The 18422-nt window shown below is 46.3% G+C and carries 17 protein-coding genes and 3 tRNA genes; 16 read left to right on the forward strand and 4 right to left on the reverse strand.

Annotated elements, in window-relative coordinates; genetic code table 11:
- Window positions 1-3 precede the first annotated feature (3 nt).
- Entirely contained in the window at window positions 4-4500 is a 4497-nt protein-coding gene (locus tag IT233_11130; GenBank protein MCC7303185.1) for a hypothetical protein, read from the forward strand.
- Here the strand turns inward: IT233_11130 and IT233_11135 are convergent, their stop codons facing one another.
- The 3 genes from IT233_11135 to IT233_11145 form a co-directional block, all read right to left on the reverse strand.
- Window positions 4501-6864, reverse strand: coding sequence for a UvrD-helicase domain-containing protein (locus IT233_11135; GenBank protein ID MCC7303186.1), 2364 nt, complete (start codon window positions 6862-6864; stop codon window positions 4501-4503). It abuts the gene before it with no gap.
- A 77-nt stretch (window positions 6865-6941) separates the two neighbouring features.
- Window positions 6942-8129, reverse strand: a complete 1188-nt coding sequence (locus tag IT233_11140; protein MCC7303187.1) for a class I SAM-dependent rRNA methyltransferase — start codon at window positions 8127-8129, stop codon at window positions 6942-6944.
- Window positions 8126-9376, reverse strand: coding sequence for a DUF1015 domain-containing protein (locus IT233_11145; protein MCC7303188.1), 1251 nt, complete (start codon window positions 9374-9376; stop codon window positions 8126-8128). Before IT233_11145 ends, IT233_11140 begins: the two co-directional genes overlap by 4 nt.
- 166 nt (window positions 9377-9542) lie before the next feature.
- On the opposite strand from IT233_11145, the gene IT233_11150 reads away from it, so the two are divergent.
- The 15 genes from IT233_11150 (at window position 9543) to IT233_11220 (ending at window position 17474) form a co-directional block, all read left to right on the forward strand.
- Window positions 9543-10142, forward strand: a complete 600-nt coding sequence (locus tag IT233_11150; GenBank protein ID MCC7303189.1) for a LemA family protein — start codon at window positions 9543-9545, stop codon at window positions 10140-10142.
- 1 nt (window position 10143) lies between these two features.
- Entirely contained in the window at window positions 10144-10581 is a 438-nt protein-coding gene (locus tag IT233_11155; protein ID MCC7303190.1) for a TPM domain-containing protein, read from the forward strand.
- Window positions 10578-11348 (forward strand): TPM domain-containing protein, encoded by a 771-nt coding sequence (locus tag IT233_11160; GenBank protein ID MCC7303191.1) that lies wholly within the window; start codon window positions 10578-10580, stop codon window positions 11346-11348. Before IT233_11155 ends, IT233_11160 begins: the two co-directional genes overlap by 4 nt.
- Before the next feature lie 29 nt (window positions 11349-11377).
- Window positions 11378-11662, forward strand: coding sequence for an ATP-dependent Clp protease adaptor ClpS (locus IT233_11165; protein ID MCC7303192.1), 285 nt, complete (start codon window positions 11378-11380; stop codon window positions 11660-11662).
- Window position 11663: 1 nt separating this feature from the next.
- Window positions 11664-12473 (forward strand): M48 family metallopeptidase, encoded by an 810-nt coding sequence (locus IT233_11170; GenBank protein MCC7303193.1) that lies wholly within the window; start codon window positions 11664-11666, stop codon window positions 12471-12473.
- Window positions 12470-12934: an NfeD family protein gene (locus tag IT233_11175; GenBank protein ID MCC7303194.1), complete on the forward strand. Its 465-nt coding sequence runs from the start codon at window positions 12470-12472 to the stop codon at window positions 12932-12934. The genes IT233_11170 and IT233_11175 overlap by 4 nt, the downstream gene beginning before the upstream one ends.
- 7 nt (window positions 12935-12941) lie before the next feature.
- Complete coding sequence (gene floA / locus IT233_11180; protein ID MCC7303195.1) at window positions 12942-13931, forward strand: flotillin-like protein FloA; 990 nt, start codon at window positions 12942-12944, stop codon at window positions 13929-13931.
- A gap of 87 nt (window positions 13932-14018) precedes the next feature.
- Window positions 14019-14092: transfer RNA gene (locus tag IT233_11185), tRNA-Arg, on the forward strand.
- 55 nt (window positions 14093-14147) lie between these two features.
- A tRNA-Pro gene (locus IT233_11190) sits at window positions 14148-14222 on the forward strand.
- Window positions 14223-14277: 55 nt separating this feature from the next.
- A tRNA-Arg gene (locus IT233_11195) sits at window positions 14278-14351 on the forward strand.
- A 47-nt stretch (window positions 14352-14398) separates the two neighbouring features.
- Entirely contained in the window at window positions 14399-14962 is a 564-nt protein-coding gene (locus IT233_11200) for a hypothetical protein (GenBank protein ID MCC7303196.1), read from the forward strand.
- Entirely contained in the window at window positions 14959-15846 is an 888-nt protein-coding gene (locus IT233_11205; protein ID MCC7303197.1) for a 4-hydroxy-tetrahydrodipicolinate synthase, read from the forward strand. Before IT233_11200 ends, IT233_11205 begins: the two co-directional genes overlap by 4 nt.
- Window positions 15843-16115 carry a DUF167 domain-containing protein gene (locus tag IT233_11210; protein MCC7303198.1) on the forward strand — a complete coding sequence of 91 codons (273 nt, stop codon included), beginning with the start codon at window positions 15843-15845 and terminating at the stop codon, window positions 16113-16115. Before IT233_11205 ends, IT233_11210 begins: the two co-directional genes overlap by 4 nt.
- 39 nt (window positions 16116-16154) lie before the next feature.
- Window positions 16155-16703 carry a colanic acid biosynthesis acetyltransferase WcaF gene (gene wcaF / locus IT233_11215; GenBank protein MCC7303199.1) on the forward strand — a complete coding sequence of 183 codons (549 nt, stop codon included), beginning with the start codon at window positions 16155-16157 and terminating at the stop codon, window positions 16701-16703.
- Between the two features lie 30 nt (window positions 16704-16733).
- On the forward strand, window positions 16734-17474 hold the full coding sequence (locus IT233_11220; GenBank protein ID MCC7303200.1) for a glycosyltransferase: 741 nt from the start codon (window positions 16734-16736) through the stop codon (window positions 17472-17474).
- Here the strand turns inward: IT233_11220 and IT233_11225 are convergent.
- Window positions 17471-18415 (reverse strand): hypothetical protein, encoded by a 945-nt coding sequence (locus IT233_11225; protein ID MCC7303201.1) that lies wholly within the window; start codon window positions 18413-18415, stop codon window positions 17471-17473. The genes IT233_11220 and IT233_11225 overlap by 4 nt on opposite strands.
- Window positions 18416-18422 lie beyond the last annotated feature (7 nt).

Raw genomic sequence — 18422 nt, forward strand, 5'->3', positions numbered from 1 at the left:
TCTATGAAAAAGATACTGCTCGTTGCTGTTATCATGGGGTTGTCCGCCGGGATGGGGGCGCAATCGTTCAAGAGCTTCTCCCATGATTCTACAAAATTTTTAGGTGAACTGGCCGAATTCTTCGATCTCGCAAACAAGAAGGAAGGAAGAGAATTCGTGGAAGGTCAATTTCTGAATTACTGGATCAACGACAAATTCTCTAAACGCTACCAGTTTAACAACGACATGCGGGAATTTGTTTACCGGACCTGCGATGGACTTTTAAAAAAACAGTTCCGGCCGTATCCGGAATTCCACAATTTTATTAAAACATTCATGCACTACTTTGACAACAAGGTGCCTGAAAAAAATTATATCGCTTTCCGCGATGCCGTGGATAAAGTGATGAATGAAAAAAACAAAAAGAATATCACCATCATTCTCGCTACCTTTGAAGGGCTCTTCCGGGGAAATGTTTTGTATAGTTCCAATGCGATTGAATGGGTAGCGAATAATGCAAACTACACAGTTTCCTCAGACACCGCCATCAAGATCAGCTGGACACAACTGGATCTGATAGGGGTAGTGAAAAATGACAGTCTTGTCATTCTCAACACTTCCGGCACCTATTTTCCGACTGCCAACAAATGGGTTGGAAAAATGGGTAAGGTCAACTGGACACGAACAGGATTGGATGAAAACCTTGTCTATGCAGAGCTCAGAAAATACGATATCAAACTCCGGGAGCCTACGTATGACGCGGACTCAGTAACGTTCTATCACAAGCAATATTTCACCAAGCCGCTGATCGGTCGTCTGGTAGATAAGGCGGTTGTGGACGCCAAACCGGAAAACGCCTCCTTTCCTAAATTCAACTCCTATACGAAGCGTTTTAAGATGAGCGGTGTAGCCGGTCCGAACGTAGATTTCGATGGTGGATTTTCGATGAACGGGAACCGTTTCATCGGTGCGGGTAATAAGGAGGAGGACGCTCTGCTGATATTTAAACGCAACGGAAAGCCTTTTTTAATTGCCGCTTCAAAATCATTTATTTTCAAAGAAAAGTCTATTATTTCTCCCAGTGCCCAGATTGTAATGGTTCTGGATACTGATTCCGTGTACCACCCCGGGGTACAGCTGCTTTTGCAAACAGATAAACGGAAACTGACCTTGTTACGAACTTCGGAGGGAATTCAGAAAAGTCCTTATTACAACGATTACCATCGCGTGGAGATGCATGTGGAGGAGCTGGTATGGATGGTGGATTCCGCCAAGATTGACATGAAAACCATTACCGGCTCAACTCAGGGAGACGCGGATTTTGAATCTGTAAATTATTACCGGCAGGAACGTTTTGACGCACTGATGGGGATGGACCAATTGAACCCGCTAACCATCATTAAGGACTTTAGTGTTAAAAATGGAGGAGCCAGGGAATTCTCAGGTAAATCGCTCGCTTCGTACATGACCTACGACTTATACCAGATACAGCCACTGCTTGTACGACTGGCTACGGACGGCTACATTTCCTATGATATCGAAGACGACGAAGTGATCGTGCACGAAAAGCTGTTTAATTACATCTGGGCCCGCGCCAAGAAGAAAGATTACGATGTGCTAAGCATCCATTCCGGGGTAAAGGGCGGAACAACCAACGCGGTACTCAGCCTGCTAAGTTATGATCTGAAAATATATGGCGTGCAATCCATCGCACTCTCTGATTCGCAGAATGTCCGAATCTATCCCAGCAAAGGCGAGGTAATTTTAAAGAAAAACCGGGGGATCAACTTTGCGGGATATGTCAAAGCGGGATTGTTCGATTTCTTTGGAAAAGATTTCTCCTTTGAATACGACCGTTTCAAGATTAACCTGAATAATATCGACTCGCTGAAAATGTCGGTGCTGGAGAAAGTAGGAGACAATGTTCAGGTGGTGAAAGTTAAAACGGTAATCGAAGATATTACCGGAGATCTGCTGATCGATGATATGGGAAATAAATCAGGACTAAAGTCGCAAAAATACCCAGGTTACCCTGTTTTCAATTCGAAAAAGAATTCATTTGTTTACTACGATCGGCGGTCAATTCACAAAGGCGTTTATAACAGGGACAAGTTTTATTTCAAGCTGGATCCCTTCAGTATTGATTCACTGGATAACTTTAAAAAGGAGTTTCTGGCACTGGACGGTGATTTTGTGTCCGCAGGCATCTTTCCCCAAATGCGCGAAACACTGAAAGTTCAGCCGGATTATTCGCTCGGTTTCGTAAAACAAACACCAACGGATGGCTTCGCACTCTATGGAAACAAAGGAACGTTCAACACCACACTCAAACTGAGTCATAAAGGACTTCAGGGTGCAGGAGACATTAAATTCCTCACTTCCCAAACCTATTCCAGCGATATTCTGTTTTTCCCTGACTCGACCAATGCAAATGCGAATTCATTCACCCTGGGACAGGTTCCCAAAGGAGGAAAGGTGGAATTTCCGAACGTATTTGCAGATACAGCCTATATTCACTTTGAACCCAAACGGGAACTGATGCAGATTTACAAAGTGGATAAACCTCTCGTGATGATGGACAGTATGGTAAAGTTCCACGGCAGACTTGATCTCCAGAAAACCGGACTGACAGGCAAAGGCCGGGCCGATTTTGCGAAGTCGGAGCTTACCGCCAATAAGGTTAATTTTAAAAACAAGAAATTCCAGTCCGATACGGCCGATTTTCGTCTTAAGTCCATGAATGAAAGTGTTTCCGCTTTCTCCACCCTGAACGTAAACGCGCTGGTTGATCTGGAAAAGAGAGAAGGAGATTTTAAATCCAACGGAAAAGGTTCGGTCGTGCGCTTCGACGTGAACAAGTACATCTGTTTTATGGACCGTTTCAAGTGGTTCATGGATAAAGATGAGATTGAATTGAGTTCCACCGATACGAAAAACCCGCCCCAGAACTCAGGTACAAGCGAAATAACATTTGAAGGTCCGGAATTCATTTCCGTCCATCCAAAACAGGACTCCCTTCGCTTTTATGCACCTCGTGCACGCTTTGATCTGAAGAACTTTATTATTTCTGCCAAAGAGGTAAAATACATCAACGTGGCGGATGCCCGTATTTATCCTGATTCAGGAAATGTGACCATCCTGAAAGATGCAGAGATGAAAACGCTCAGCAATGCAAAGATTATTGCGAACTCTGTAACCAAATACCATACGTTATATGAGGTGAACGCAAATATTTTTGCGCGCAAAAGCTATTCGGCTTCGGGAAAGTATGATTACGTTGATGAAAACAAAAAGAAACAGACGATCTTCTTTAGTTCCATCACGGTGGACACTACATTTCAGACTTTTGCTGATGCGGAAATAAAAGACACTTCAAAATTCATGCTCAGCCCGAATTTTGGTTACAAAGGTAAAGTGAAGCTTCGTGCAACCAATCAGTTCCTGCTGTTCGACGGATACTGCAGTATTGCGCACGGTTGTAAATCTATTCCTAATTCAGCATTTAAATTCACCTCCCAGATCAATCCCGAAAAGATTCTTATACCGGTAGCATCCGATGTGAGAGATCCGGAAGACCGTCAGCTGGGATCGGGTATCATGTCAACCGTGGATTCAAACGCCATTTACACCGCTTTTCTATCCAAACGATATGCGAAAAACGATGTGGAAGTGCTGGCCTCCGAAGGTTTCCTTTTCTTTGACAAGGTTACGCGTGAATACCGGATCGCCTCCAAGGAAAAATTGACAGAACGTAATCTTGCCGGACAGTTCATCAGCCTGGATGCCAATAGCTGTATGGTGTACGGTGAGGGTAAGATCAATCTCGGCAGCGACCTGGGCCAGGTGAAGCTGACAGCGGTGGGAACTGCAAATCATAATCTCCAGAATGATTCTGCCTATTTTGACCTGATGATTCTGATGGACTTCTTTTTTGACGCTGGGGCACTGGAAAAAATGGCGGAAGGACTTAACGGCTGCGTGGGCGTTACACCCGTGAATTTTAACCGAAGTGTCTACGAGAAGGGATTACGCGAAATGCTTGGGAAGGATCAGGCCGACAAGTTGATATCGGAAGTCAATCTTTACGGTAAGTTCAAGAAATTTCCGGATGAACTTGAGAAAGGAATTTTCTTCACAGACCTGAAAATGAGATGGAATCCCCGTACCAAATCATACATCAGCTCAGGAAAAATCGGTGTGGGGAATATTCTAAAGTATCAGGTTAACAAGCAATATTACGGCTATATCGAACTTAAAAGGAAACGCTCCGGCGATGAGCTGACAATCTACATTGAATGTGATGCCGGCACCTGGTATTATTTCAATTATACCAATGGACTGATGCAATCCATTTCAGGGAAAGATGATTTCAACACAATTATCAAGGAGCTGAAACCGGACAAAAGGCAAAAGGAAGTGGAGAAGGGGCAGAAGTCATACCAGTTCAGCCTGTCAACGAAAACAAAACGCGATCTTTTCCTGAAGAAAATGAAGCAGAACGACAACAGCGGAGACGATTAATTATGTCACAATTGTCAGCCGGGCAAACTTAAGAATCAGCTGTTTTTCACCGTTATTCTCAAAAAGTACCGTGGCTTTACTGTTTGGGAAATCCCCTTCCAGTTTCAACACCTTTCCTCTCCCGAAGCGCTCATGTTCCACACTCATTCCGGGCTTCAGATCCTTCAGGTGTGAGTGATCATACGGGGCTGGGGCTGATTTTGCCAGACTGGCCTTCACAAGATTCTTTTTCGGTGAAGGTTTAGTTCCGCCTTTTACTTTAGCAAATGAACCGGCTGTTTCCGGTTCATTGAATTTCCGGAAAACCTTGGGACGTTCTTCCTGGTAAGGATGATTTTCCCTGGATGGTTTAGATTTCCCGGCATCTACACAATCGGAATCTATCTCCTCGATAAAACGGCTTGGTTCGCAGTTCTGAAGATTTCCCCACTTGTACCGGGTTTCTGCGTAAGAAATGCAAAGCCGTTTTTCAGCTCGTGTTACGGCCACATAGAACAGCCGCCGTTCCTCCTCCAGCTCACTCCTGGATGTGAGCGCGTACTGCGATGGAAACAAATTCTCCTCCAGCCCTACGATGAATACATTCGGAAATTCCAGGCCCTTGCTCGCATGAATAGTCATCAGGGAAACCCTGTCCTTGCCATCGTCTTCATCTTCATCGGCATCCGTTAACAGAGCAATGTCTGCCATGTATTCATCCAGTCCGTGAAATTCCTTCTCTTCTCCCGGAAGTGCATCTTCCGGAAGATCAATGGCCGGCCGGTCACCTTCAGAAAATTCCTTCATTCCGTTGAGAAGTTCCTGAACGTTCTCGTAACGATTCACCCCTTCCGGTGTTTTATCGTTATGCATTTCCTTGAGCAGCCCTGAAGCCGTGGCGATTTCCATGCCAAGTTCAAAAGCATTTTTTTCTTTGAGCCGGTTGGACAATGATTTGATCAGTGCGGAAAAATCAGCAATCCTGTTGCGGGTCACAGCGGAGATGTCTAAAGAGAAATCATTAATATTCTCTATAACGCTGAAGGTGCTCACGTCGTGATCCGTAGCGGCAAGAATCAATTTGTGAAGTGATGTTTCTCCTATGCCGCGGGTAGGGTAGTTGATAACCCGCTTGAGGGACTCTTCGTCGTGATTGTTGAGTACAAGGCGAAAATATGCGAGGATGTCTTTAATCTCCTTGCGTTGATAGAAGGAGAGCCCACCGTAAATTCTGTATGGGATACTGTGCTTACGCAAGGCCTCTTCAATTGCCCGGCTCTGTGCGTTAGTGCGATACAGAACTGCAAATTCCCTGTTCCAGGCCTTGAAGTTCATCTTTATGTCAAAGATCCGGCGCGCAACAAGATGACCTTCCTCGTTATCCGAAACTGCTTTCAGAAGATGTATTTTTTCACCAGGGGGATTTTTAGTCCATACGGTTTTTTCCAGCTGTTCTTTGTTGTTCTTTATTACGCTATTCGCAGCGGTTACAATGGTATTGGAGCTCCGGTAATTCTGCTCCAGCTTGAATTTCTGAAGTTCGGGGTAGTCTTTCCCGAAGTTCAGTATATTCTGAATATTTGCACCACGGAAAGCGTAGATACTCTGGGCATCGTCGCCCACCACGCAGATATTACGAAAGGCAGCGGCCAGTTGTTTAACGATGACATATTGTGAAAAGTTGGTATCCTGATACTCATCTACCATAATGTATTTAAACCGGTGCTGATATTTTACAAGTATGTCATTGTGATCCCGGAGTAATACATTGGTGTTATAGAGCAGGTCATCGAAATCCATGGCCGCCGCCTTAAAAAGCCGGGCCTGATAAATCCGGTAGACCAGCCCGATCTTGGGCTTTCCGCTCAGCTTATCGTCTTCCTGAATCTGGGGATTATTATTGTAGGAAGATGCACTCATGAGATTATTCTTTGCCGCTGAGATCCGTGACTGGACCATATTTGGCTTATAGATTTTCTCGTCCAGCTGCTGTTCGCGCAGGATTTCCTTGATCAGGCTCCGGGAATCGTCGGTATCGTAAATCGTAAAATTCTGAGGATATCCAAGTTTTTCATGTTCCGCCCGCAGGATGCGGGAAAACACAGAATGGAACGTTCCCATCCATAGATTTTTCGCTTCATTCCCACCCACCAGTTTGCGAATGCGCTCCTTCATTTCTCTCGCCGCCTTATTTGTAAATGTGAGCGCGAGGATATTAAAGGGATCCACTCCCTTTTTCATCAGGTAAGCTATACGATAGGTGAGCACCCGTGTTTTTCCCGACCCGGCACCGGCCACAATCATAACCGGTCCTTCGGTGCAGCGTACAGCGTTCTGCTGCACTGGATTTAGTTCTTCCACAAAGCTGACCGATCCTTTTGCCATACCCAAAATTACCGGTTTTGAGGCTGCACAGCGGTGCTGTTAATAAAATTAGGTTTGATTCAGAACTTCCGTTTCTGCTACTCAACGAAGAGTGCGAGTCCTTTGAGGTATTCACCCTCCGGATGAAAAATACTGGCTGGATGATCGGCAGGATGCGAAAGATGATGCATGATCCGCACATTCCTCCGGGCATTGATTGCGGCACTCCTAACGGTACTCTCGAATAATATCCGGTCAACAACGCCGGAACATGAAAAAGTAAATAGAATTCCCCCCTTTCTGATCTTACGGATGGCTTCTGTGTTGAGCCGCTTATATCCCATGACTGCCTGGTGACGGGCATCGTGGTGCTTTGCAAAGGCGGGAGGATCGAGAACAATAACATCATGTTCGCCTTCATGCTGTTCAAAATAATCAAAGGTGTCGGCCGTGTGAAAACCGGCATCCATGTAACCGGGATCATTCCTCCGCATATTTTCCTGTGCCATTACAATGGCCCTTTCTGAAACATCAACTGAATCTACCCTGCTTGCCCCACCCATCATTGCATATACCGAAAACCCACCCGTGTAGGAGAAGGTATTCAGCACCCGTTTCCCCCTGCAATAGCGGGAAAGCAGGTTACGGTTATCCCGCTGATCAAGAAAAAAGCCGGTTTTCTGCCCCTGTTCCCAGTCTACCCTGAAGGAATATCCGTTTTCCCTGACCAGGGACTCGTGATCTGCGGCGCCTGTCAGGTAGGTGTTTTCCACCTTCAGGCCGCGCTTTTGAAGCGTATCTGCACTTTTATCGTAAACAGCCTTTAAGCGATCGTCCAAATGCAGATGAAGTGCCTCTGCAATACGTTGCCTGGCATTCCACATGCCAAAAGTATGGCACTGTATTACGGCTGTATGGGCATAGAGATCAATAATAAGTCCCGGCAAACCGTCGCCTTCTCCAAAAACCAGCCGGTACGCATTGGTTTTTTCATCCGAGCCCAGACCAATGGAATACCTGTACCGAATGGCGTCGCCCAACGCCTTTTCCCAGAATTGGTCTCCATAATCTTCAAGGTTAAAACAGAAGAGCCGGACCATGATGGAGGACTCGGAAAAGTGTCCAATCCCTAAAAAATCATTTTTTGAACTTCGCACCTCCACCGCATCACCTTCTTTGATTCCGGGATCCTTCTTCGCTACGGCGCCGGAAAAGATCCATGGATGCCTCCGGCGAGGGCCTTCTTCCTTACCCGACCTGAGCATAATAAGTGGAAGGGGGCTCATTTTTCCTGTTCGGATATCGGATAAATTACCAGCCCGCTCCTCATCTTAGGTTCTACCCACGTTGTCTTGGGCGGCATAATATTGTTAGTATCTGCGATGAGCTTAACGTCCTCCAGTTTCACCGGACAAAGAGAAAACGCCAGTGTGAATTCCCCTGAATCTACAATCTTCTCGAGCCCCTCCATACCTCGAACTCCGGAAACAAAGCCAATCCGGGGATCGGTCTTCAGATCACGAATTTCCAAGAGTGGTTCCAGTATGCGCCGGGTTAGTATCTCTGAATCCAGCGATTCCACGGGACCTTTAGACCACCGTTCTCGTTTTAATGTAAGCCTGTACCACTTCCCGGCCAAATACATCCCTAACTGGTGTTTTACTTTTGGTGAGAAAAAACTCTTTCTGGTTACAATATCGAAATCCAGAGACAGGGCACGAATAAAATCTTCTTCCTTCCATTCATTCAGGTCTCTGACCACCCGATTGTAGTCATAAACCTTTAATTGCGATTCGGAGAGGAAAATACCGAGATAAAAGTTCCAGGGCTCTTTGCCGGTGTATGTTCCTTTTCTTTCACGTTTTCGCTTTCCGAGAAGTGCGGAGGAGGCAGAACGGTGATGGCCGTCTGCGATGTATATTTTTTTAGTTTTCCCGAAACGATCCCTGATCTTTTTTACCACCGCAGGGTCCCGTATGATCCAGAGCGTGTGCCGAACTTTGTCGGTTGTGGTGAAATCGAACTCGGCCCGGAACCGCATCTGACGGGCGATCAAACGGTTCACCGCTTTGTCGTCCGGATAAAAGAATAAAACCGGCTCTGCATTAAAGTCACAAACATCAAGGTATTCCATGAGTTTCTGCTCCCTGTCGGTCAGAGTCGCTTCATGGACTCGTATCACACCAGTGAAATAATCATCAATGCATGTACGGGCAATAAGCCCCGTGTATTCATGAAGTCCCTTGATCTGACGATAGAGGTAGTAGGCTTCTTTTTTGTCCTGAAGAAGAATTCCTTCATTCATGAAATCAGTGAACCGCTCCTTTGTTTTCCGGAGACGCTCCGGACTGCCGGGTGTTGTTCGGGTTCCGTCTTTATAATCGGGATGGATTACGTGCAGAAACGTAAACGGATTTCCTGCAAGTTTTTCCTTCAGATCATCGCGTGTATAGGAATCAACAGGACGTGAAGCCACCAGGTGCGCTTTGTCAAAACATGGTCTAATGCCCTTAAAAGGAAGAACAATGGCCATGACTTTTGTATATCCTATTGGTTTACAGGCACAAATATACCCGTTTTGGCTATCAATCTGTCAGGTTTCCTGCTAAAACAGCATAATTTTCGTCAAAATGTCCCCATTTCAGGAAGGGTATATCATTTGATTCTATGGCGTACATTTAACCTACAAACCAAACAAAATGAACAAAGGATTAATCGTAGCTGGAGGGATAGGCGTATTCCTTCTGATCATCCTGATGAATGGATGCAGTACCTATAACAGCATGGTGGAGAAAAATGAAGATGTGACCGGAAAATGGCAGCAGGTAGAGACACAGTATCAGCGCAGAATGGATCTGATACCAAATATCGTTAAAACGGTAGAGGCCTATGCCAATTTTGAAAAGAGTACACTGGTAGAGGTTACGAATGCACGTGCTACCGCTACTTCAATAAAAATTGACCCTTCTAAACTGGATGCCCAGTCTATTGCCAACTTTGAAAAAGCTCAGGGGGCTGTTACGGGGGCGCTTAGTAAACTGCTTGTTACATTTGAGCGGTATCCGGATCTGAAAGCGAACCAGAATTTCATGGCACTGATGACAGAACTGGAAGGAACGGAAAACAGAATCGCCGAGTCGCGAAGGGATTTCAACCTTTCAGCACAGGGGTACAATACGTACATCAAGAAGTTCCCTACCAATCTGTGGGCTGGCATTTTCAACTTTGACGCGCGTAGTTATTTTGAATCGGCGGATGGTGCCGATAAGGCGCCCGAAGTTAAATTTGATATGAAGTAAAATGGGCGGTTTCCGTCATTTTTTCTCGGAAGAGGATAAGAAAAATATTGCGGTAGCTATCTCGGAGGTGGAGAAATATACCAGCGGTGAAGTACGTGTCCACCTGGAGGATCATTGCAAGGGAGATGTACTCAAGCGTGCCGAATTTCATTTCGGAAAACTCCAGATGCACAATACAAAGGAGCGTACCGGTATTCTTTTCTACCTCGCTGTGAAGGACAGGTTATTTGCTATTTACGGGGATCAAGGTATACATGCACGTGTTCCTGAAAACTACTGGGATGGTATTCGGGACAGGATGCTTGATTACTTTCGCAGATCCGAATTTGCAGCCGGCGTCATCGAGGGAATCCGGATGGCAGGGGAACAGCTGAAAGAGCATTTTCCTGCTGCCTCCCGCAACGACAATGAGCTTTCCAATGAAGTGAGCAGCTCATGAAAACATTCGCAATTATTCTGGGGCTTATTTTTTGCGCGTTTTCTATGTCCGGGCAAGACGCGAGGGCCGACAAGGTTCCCGATCCACCCTCACCTTACCGGTGGGTGGTCAATTTATCGGAACAGGAAACAGAATTTATCAGTACCTCCGGCGCTCAAACCCTGCATAATACGTTGGAGGAATTTGCAGTTCAGACCTCGAATCAGATCGTTGTTCTGATCGTGGACGATTACAACGGACTTAGTGGAATTGAATATGCAACCGAAGTGGGACGCAAATGGGGCGTGGGCGGAAAAGATAAAGACAACGGTGTGGTTGTACTCATTGATCCTGCCGGAGGCGAAGGAGAAAAAAATATCACCATTGCCGTTGGTCATGGTCTGGAAGGTGCCATTCCAGATATCTACTCCAAGCAAATAGAACAGGAAATGATCGCCTATTTTAAAACAGGCAATTCGGAAGAAGGAATTATCCGGGGGGTTACCCTCCTGATGGATGCGGCAAAAGGAGAATACACTGAATTTTCGGGCCAAAGTGTATGGTCAATTCCGACCTGGTACATTATACTGGCCTTCCTTATCGGAATACTGGCCCTGGCCTTCTTCACGAAAGGGGGTGGTGGCGGCACGATTAGCAGAGGCGGCTGGCACGGACGCTTTGGAGGGTTCAGTAGCTTTGGGGGTTTTGGAGGAGGAGGGGGAGGGTTCAGTTCCGGAGGTTTCGGCGGAGGAAGCTTCGGCGGAGGCGGCTCTTCAAGTAACTGGTGATCACCTGAAAATGTGTAAATTTACATGCCATGAAACGCAACAGTACTCAAACAGAAAAACAAACAGTAAAGCAAACATTACTGCTTGAAAATGAGGTAAAAGACCTTATTCTCTGGAACGATGACGTTAATACATTTGAATTTGTAATCGAAACCCTTGTTGACTTGTGTAAACACGACCCTATCCAGGCTGAACAATGTACCATGCTGGTTCACTATAGCGGGAAGTGTGCGGTTAAAAAAGGGGAATATTATAAGTTATTACCAATACAGAATGCTTTCTCCGAGCGCGGACTTACAAGCACCATAGAATAACATGAAAAAACAATGGGTTCCCCTTCTTCTGACCGGCCTTTTCATTATTGCTGCGTGCGCACCCGTAACCAAGGTTCCAATAACAAACAGGAAGCAACGGCTCATTTATACCCAGGGCGATATGAATGCGCTCTCCTTTACAAGTTATTCGGATTTCCTTTCGAAGAACCCAGCGTTACCTGCCAATGACCCTCAGGTGGTTCTGGTTCGTAAGGTGGGAGGAAAGATACAGAAGGCTGTGGAAGAATTTATGACAGCAGATGGGAAGGCCGACTGGATCAAAGATTACAAATGGGAATTTAATGTTGTCAACGCAGGTGAAGTGAATGCCTGGTGTATGCCGGGTGGGAAAGTGATGGTGTATACCGGATTGCTCCCGGTAACCCAGGACGAGGAAGGACTTGCTGTTGTGATGGGACACGAGATCGCGCATGCCATTGCCCAGCATGGCAACGAACGAATGAGTCAGCAATACCGGGCTCAGAATATCGGTAAGGCCGGACAGGCGCTCGTAGGAGTGGGTGCCGGACAAGGTGCAGCAGATCTTTTCGGAGCCACTTACGGAGTTGGAGCCGGGCTTACCCTGCTGAAGTATTCCCGTACACATGAATCGGAGGCCGATAAACTTGGAGTGGTGTTCATGGCTATGGCGGGATACGATCCAGAAAAATCAATAGAATTCTGGACACGAATGTCGGCCAATGGTGGAGGCGGAGGGATGCAGATGCTCAGTACGCATCCGAGCGATCAAAAACGTATTGATGATCTGAAAAAATTTATGCCAAAGGCAAAAAGTTACTTTAAAAAATGACGCTGACCGGAATCATACTGCTTATTGCCCTGGCGCTGGTTCTTCTGGTGATAGAGATTCTGTTTGTGCCGGGAATGATTCTTGGAACCATTTCCTTCCTGATGATGTGCGCAGGGGTATATCTTGCGTATAGAGAACATGGAGACGAAGTAGGACATATTGTGTTTGCTTGTACTGCGCTTGCCGGAGGCGGACTAACCTGGTGGGCCTTTAAGACAGATGTGTGGACCAAAGTATCTGTGAATACCCATATGGATGGGAGGGCTAATCTGATAGAACATCTGAATATCAAAGACGGAGACACGGGTCAATCTGTTTCACGCCTTGCCCCCATGGGAAAAGCCTTGCTCAATGGTCACCTCGTGGAAGTGCAGGCCTTCGAAGGATTCATTGACGAGAACCGAGAAATTATTGTTCACCAGGTATCGCCTGCAAAAATTATCGTAAAACTTAAAACCTGACCTCTACATGAACCAATCCACTCTTATTTTCTATGCAGCCGTTGCAATTGGCGGACTGATTTTTATGATTATTTTCTTTCGATTCCTGCCTGTGGGACTCTGGATATCAGCTCGTTTATCGGGTGTAAAAGTATCCCTGATCCAGCTGGCACTGATGCGCATCCGGAAAGTTCCGCCTTCTACGATCACCAATGCCATGATTACGTCGCATAAAGCAGGCATACAGCTCACACGTGATGAACTGGAAGCGCACTTTCTTGCCGGAGGCAGAGTGCAGGGCGTGGTGAATGCACTGATCTCCGCTGATAAAGCAAACATTCCGCTGAACTTCAAACTCGCTACCGCGATTGATCTGGCAGGTCGCGATGTGTTCGATGCCGTTCAGGTTTCTGTTAATCCAAGAGTGATAGATACCCCGCCGGTAAGTGCCGTTGCAAAGGATGGTATTCAGCTCATTGTTAAAGCCCGGGTTACGGTTCGCGCCAATATTAATCAGCTGGTTGGAGGTGCAGGCGAAGAAACCATTCTTGCCAGGGTGGGAGAGGGGATTGTAACTACCATCGGTTCAAGTATGGACCACAAAAAGGTGATGGAGAATCCGGATCAGATTTCCAAGACTGTATTGGCAAAAGGACTGGATGCCGGAACGGCGTTCGAAATCCTTTCAATTGATATCGCGGATATTGACATCTCGGAAAATATCGGGGCGAAACTACAGGCCGAACAAGCCGGCGCTGACCTGAAAGTAGCGCAGGCTAAAGCTGAGGAGCGGCGCGCAATGGCGGTGGCCTATGAGCAGGAGATGCGTGCGAAGGCCCAGGAGGCAAAAGCGAAAGTTATCGAAGCGGAAGCGCAGATCCCCCTTGCAATGGCAGAGGCTTTCCGTAGCGGGAATATGGGCATCATGGATTATTACAAGATGCAGAATATTCAGGCTGATACTAATATGCGCGATAGCATTGCGAAACCCGGTCAGGATAAGCCCAAGAAAGACTGATCCGGTTTATTCATTAAATCCCTCCTGACCAATAAGTTGGGAGGGCTTTTTTATGAGGTTTATTTTATATCTTTGCCCTCCTTTTTGGGACCCGTAGCTTAACTGGATAGAGCATCTGACTACGGATCAGAAGGTTGGGGGTTCGACTCCCTCCGGGTCCGCCTTCGGTCACCAAAGCTCAATGAGCGAAGGTGACCTTATTGTTTAACTGAAATTCGGGGTGTAGCGTAGCCCGGTTATCGCGCATGGTTTGGGACCATGAGATCGCAGGTTCGAATCCTGCCACCCCGACAACCGTTTGCCTGTGTACTCAGGCAAATGGTCTTGTCGAGCGAAATCGAGTCATGGTCCCGTAGCTCAGCTGGATAGAGCAGCTGCCTTCTAAGCAGCAGGTCACACGTTCGAATCGTGTCGGGATCACAAACTACTGGAGTTTTTTCTTTAGTTTAGCGCATATCTTCCGCGATGTGCTGAAAGGCTTTAAAAACAAAGTGGGTCGTTATATCCTTCGCCAGGAACTCCAGAACCTGCCCCGGCAACGCGCATTCCTGAATCTGGATGAATCAAAAACCATTGGAATCTTGTTCTCCTTCACAACTCCGGAAGAATTTGACCTGCTGAAGAAATATGTTGGGTATCTCAAAGATCATAAGAAAAAAGTGAAAGCTTTCGGGTATGTAGATGCAGACACTGAACCGCCCGGGCTATCCTACTCTAAAGTCGAATTTGAATTTTTTACCAGAAAAGATCTGAATTGGTACGGACGCCCCACCAATGTATACACACAAAATTTCATGGACGAAGAGAGAGATGTTCTTATTGACCTGAATCTGACGGATGTTGTTCCTTTAAAGTTCATGGCAGCGAAGGCAAACTCTAAATTCAAAATTGGAAAACTCTCGAATGAGAATAAAAAGTATTACGATATGCTCATTGAATACGATAAAACAAAAACATTTAAATTTTTTCTCGCACAGGTAGACACGTACCTGCTCATGATCAACAAAAAGGAAAACAGCGTACAAAAATGAGAAAAGCTCCAGACCTGACCGGAACCGGCGTAGCCATAGTAACCCCGTTTAAAGCAAAGGGAAAGGTGGATTATAAGGGATTGAAAAATGTGCTGGAACATATTATCCGGGGTGGAGTAGAGTATGTGGTAGTGCTTGGCACCACCGGTGAATCAGCAACGCTGGACAAGGAGGAAAAGAAGGAAGTACTTTCTTTTATTGTGGAAAAAACGATGGGGAGAGTCCCTGTTGTGGCAGGTATTGGAGGAAATCATACGACCGAAGTAATCAAAGGCTTTTCTTCCCTCCCTCTTAAAGGAGTTTCAGCCATACTGTCGGTTTCTCCCTACTATAATAAACCTAATCAGAGAGGAATCTATGCGCATTACAAAGCACTGGCCGGAGAATCTCCGTTGCCTTTGATCCTCTATAATGTGCCCGGTAGAACAGCCATGAATCTCACAGCCGAAACCACCCTGAAGATTGCGCATGATTTTCCGAACATTATCGCAACGAAAGAGGCTTCCGGTAATCTGGAGCAGGTCATGAGTATCATAAAACACAAGCCTAAAAACTTTAAAGTGATATCCGGCGACGATAATCTCACCCTTCCTATGATTGCCTGCGGAGCAGAAGGTGTGATTTCCGTTGTAGCCAATGCCTATCCGAACGTCTTTTCAGAGATGGTACGCCAGGCGCTTAAAAATAATTACAGCAAAGCCAGGGATCTGCATTACAAACTGACAGATATTACAGGTCTTTTATTTGCAGACGGTTCGCCCGGAGGGGTGAAGGCTGCATTGGAGATGTTGGGCATTTGCAGATCAGATGTAAGACTGCCCCTGGTCAAAATATCCGACCATGTACAAAGGATGCTTAAGAAGCAAATGGAAACCATAAAATGAGACTGACCGTACATGCCAAGCCCGGCGCAAGAAAAAATGAGGTTGAATACCTCGAAGACGGATCTGTAAGGGTGTGGTTGCGCTCCGGTCCTGTAGACGGAAAAGCAAATAAAGAGTTGATTGAATACCTTTCCCAGATACTTGGTACGCCCAAACGGAACGTCCGCATCCATACCGGTTCTGCAGGAAGATATAAATTGATGGACATAGATCTTGAGGAGAAAGAGGTGAAGGAAATCCTTGAAGCTTACCGCGTTCCTAAGCCCTGAGCCTACGCTTCCGGTGTAATCTTAGTATCTTTACAGACAGTGCAACGTTCCGATCTCTCCAGTTACAGTAATTCCTGGTACTCTCCAGGAGCTGGAATTGTAACGCGTTCACTTTGGTACCTGATCCATGCTGCATTCTTTAACTCCGCATACCCCTTCGGTCGTGTCAGGGTTTTCTGGCTGCGTGCTTTCGGGGCAAAAGTGGGAAAAGGTGTGGTTGTGAAACCTCATGTGAAGATAAAATATCCCTGGCGATTAAAGATCGGGAATTATTGCTGGATCGGAGAAGAGGTATGGATCGACAATCTGGAGAACGTGATCATCGGCGATCATGTTTGCATTTCACAGGGCGCTATGCTCCTCACCGGAAATCACAATTATACGAAGCCAACATTCGACCTTATGGTAAATGGGATCACGCTTGAAGATGGGGTATGGATAGGAGCCCAGTCGTTGGTTGCCCCCGGCGTTACATGTAAAAGCCACAGTGTGCTTTCGGTCAAATCTGTTGCGGTGAACGACCTCGATGCTTATGGTATTTATCATGGTAATCCGGCTGTCAAAGTAAAAGAACGCATTATTGTCTGACATGCTGAACTTCTGCTTTCGCTCCCCACTTTGAAGATCTCTGTTATAACAGTTTGCTATAATTCTGCTAAAACCTTAGGAGACACGCTCCAGTCTGTTGTATCGCAGGATCACGACAATAAGGAATACATTGTTGTAGATGGCGGGTCGTCAGATCAAAGCCTGCAAATCATTCAGAGCTTTGGCACTAAGATCAATCGTTTTGTTTCTGAAAAAGACAACGGCCTGTATGATGCGTTGAATAAGGGAATAGGCCTGGCCACCGGAGAGGTGATCTCCATCCTTCATTCCGACGACAGGTTTGCTCATGGACATGTACTCAGCGATGTAGCGGATGCATTTAACAAAAACAACTGCGAGAGTTTGTATGGCGACCTGGATTACATGGACGGATCCATGCAGAAGGTGGTTCGGAAATGGAGAAGTGGTCCATACAATCGCTCGCGCTTTTTATCCGGCTGGATGCCCCCGCATCCTGCATTTTTTCTGAAACGTTCTGCTTATGAAAATTTCGGGACTTTCAATACAGCATTTACCATTTCAGCGGATTACGAGTTGATGCTCCGGATGCTCTATAAAAACAAGGTAAGCAGCTTTCATTTGCCAGCCGTGTTGGTAAAGATGAGAGTAGGAGGGAAGAGCAATGTCTCTATCAGGAACCGGGTTAATGCCAATCAGGAAGATCGAAAAGCCTGGGAGGTGAATGGTATTCAGCCGCGATGGTATACGCTTACAATAAAACCACTAAGAAAACTGGGGCAGTTCTTTTAGAATTTAGCTCGGCTTTTCCGCTTCTTGTACTTCCTTGTCTTGAAGTAGCTGCTGTAACGCGACTTAGAGAATCTTGATTTCCCTCTCAGCACATAGCTGTAATTGAATGTGGTGAAGAGGTAGGAGTCATTGTGCGTGGGATCTCCCCGTTTGGCACCGTAACTTAGAATGGGATCCCATGCGTAATTGTTGGGATTCTCCATTTCTGTATTGTTCGGATCATAACCGGAGGCGTAATCATTGTATACCTGCTGCTGCCATGCATTGGCATCGGCAGAGAGGGTGGAGGGATCCTTGTAGGTAGTGCTTATATCATCAAGATAATCGGTAAACATGGTTCGCCAGCCGAGTTCCCATCCAATACGATGTTCCCGCTTGATGGTAAAGAATAATCCAACGCCGGTAGGAACTACGACGGTAATTTTGGAATATTTCACCCCTTCGTTCATCATCGGACGAAGAGGTGTCCATGAACCATTAAGTTTTCCTTTTGGATTGTGGTAAAGTCCGCCCACGCCGGCAAATGCATAAAAACGTAAATCATTGCGGAAGCGATAGCTTCTTCCAATATCCGAGACTTCGTAAAAAATGAACTCACCGGTGATGGCCAGCTCAAAGATATCATTGCGTACATGAAGGTTTCTGCCCACCCGGCCCGGATTGGTGGAAAGTGAATCGGCTCCTTCCAGACGGGCATAAGTAATCATTCCTTTCAGTAGGATCTGCGGATGAAACTTGTACCGGGCGAATCCATTGATGTCCCAGCGTGTTTCACGTAACTTCAGATCAGACACAAAGTCACGGCGCGTTTTTTCCTTGCCTCCCATTTCTCCAAGGATATTGGCAAAGCCGATCCCGCCTCCGAAATCCCAACGGAACTGAGCCGTGACAACCAGAGGCAGAAGGCACACTAAAAGACCTATACTACGTTGAAAACGCATTACCTGC

Source organism: Bacteroidia bacterium (assembly GCA_020852255.1).
Taxonomy (GTDB): Bacteria; Bacteroidota; Bacteroidia; order JADZBD01; family JADZBD01; genus JADZBD01.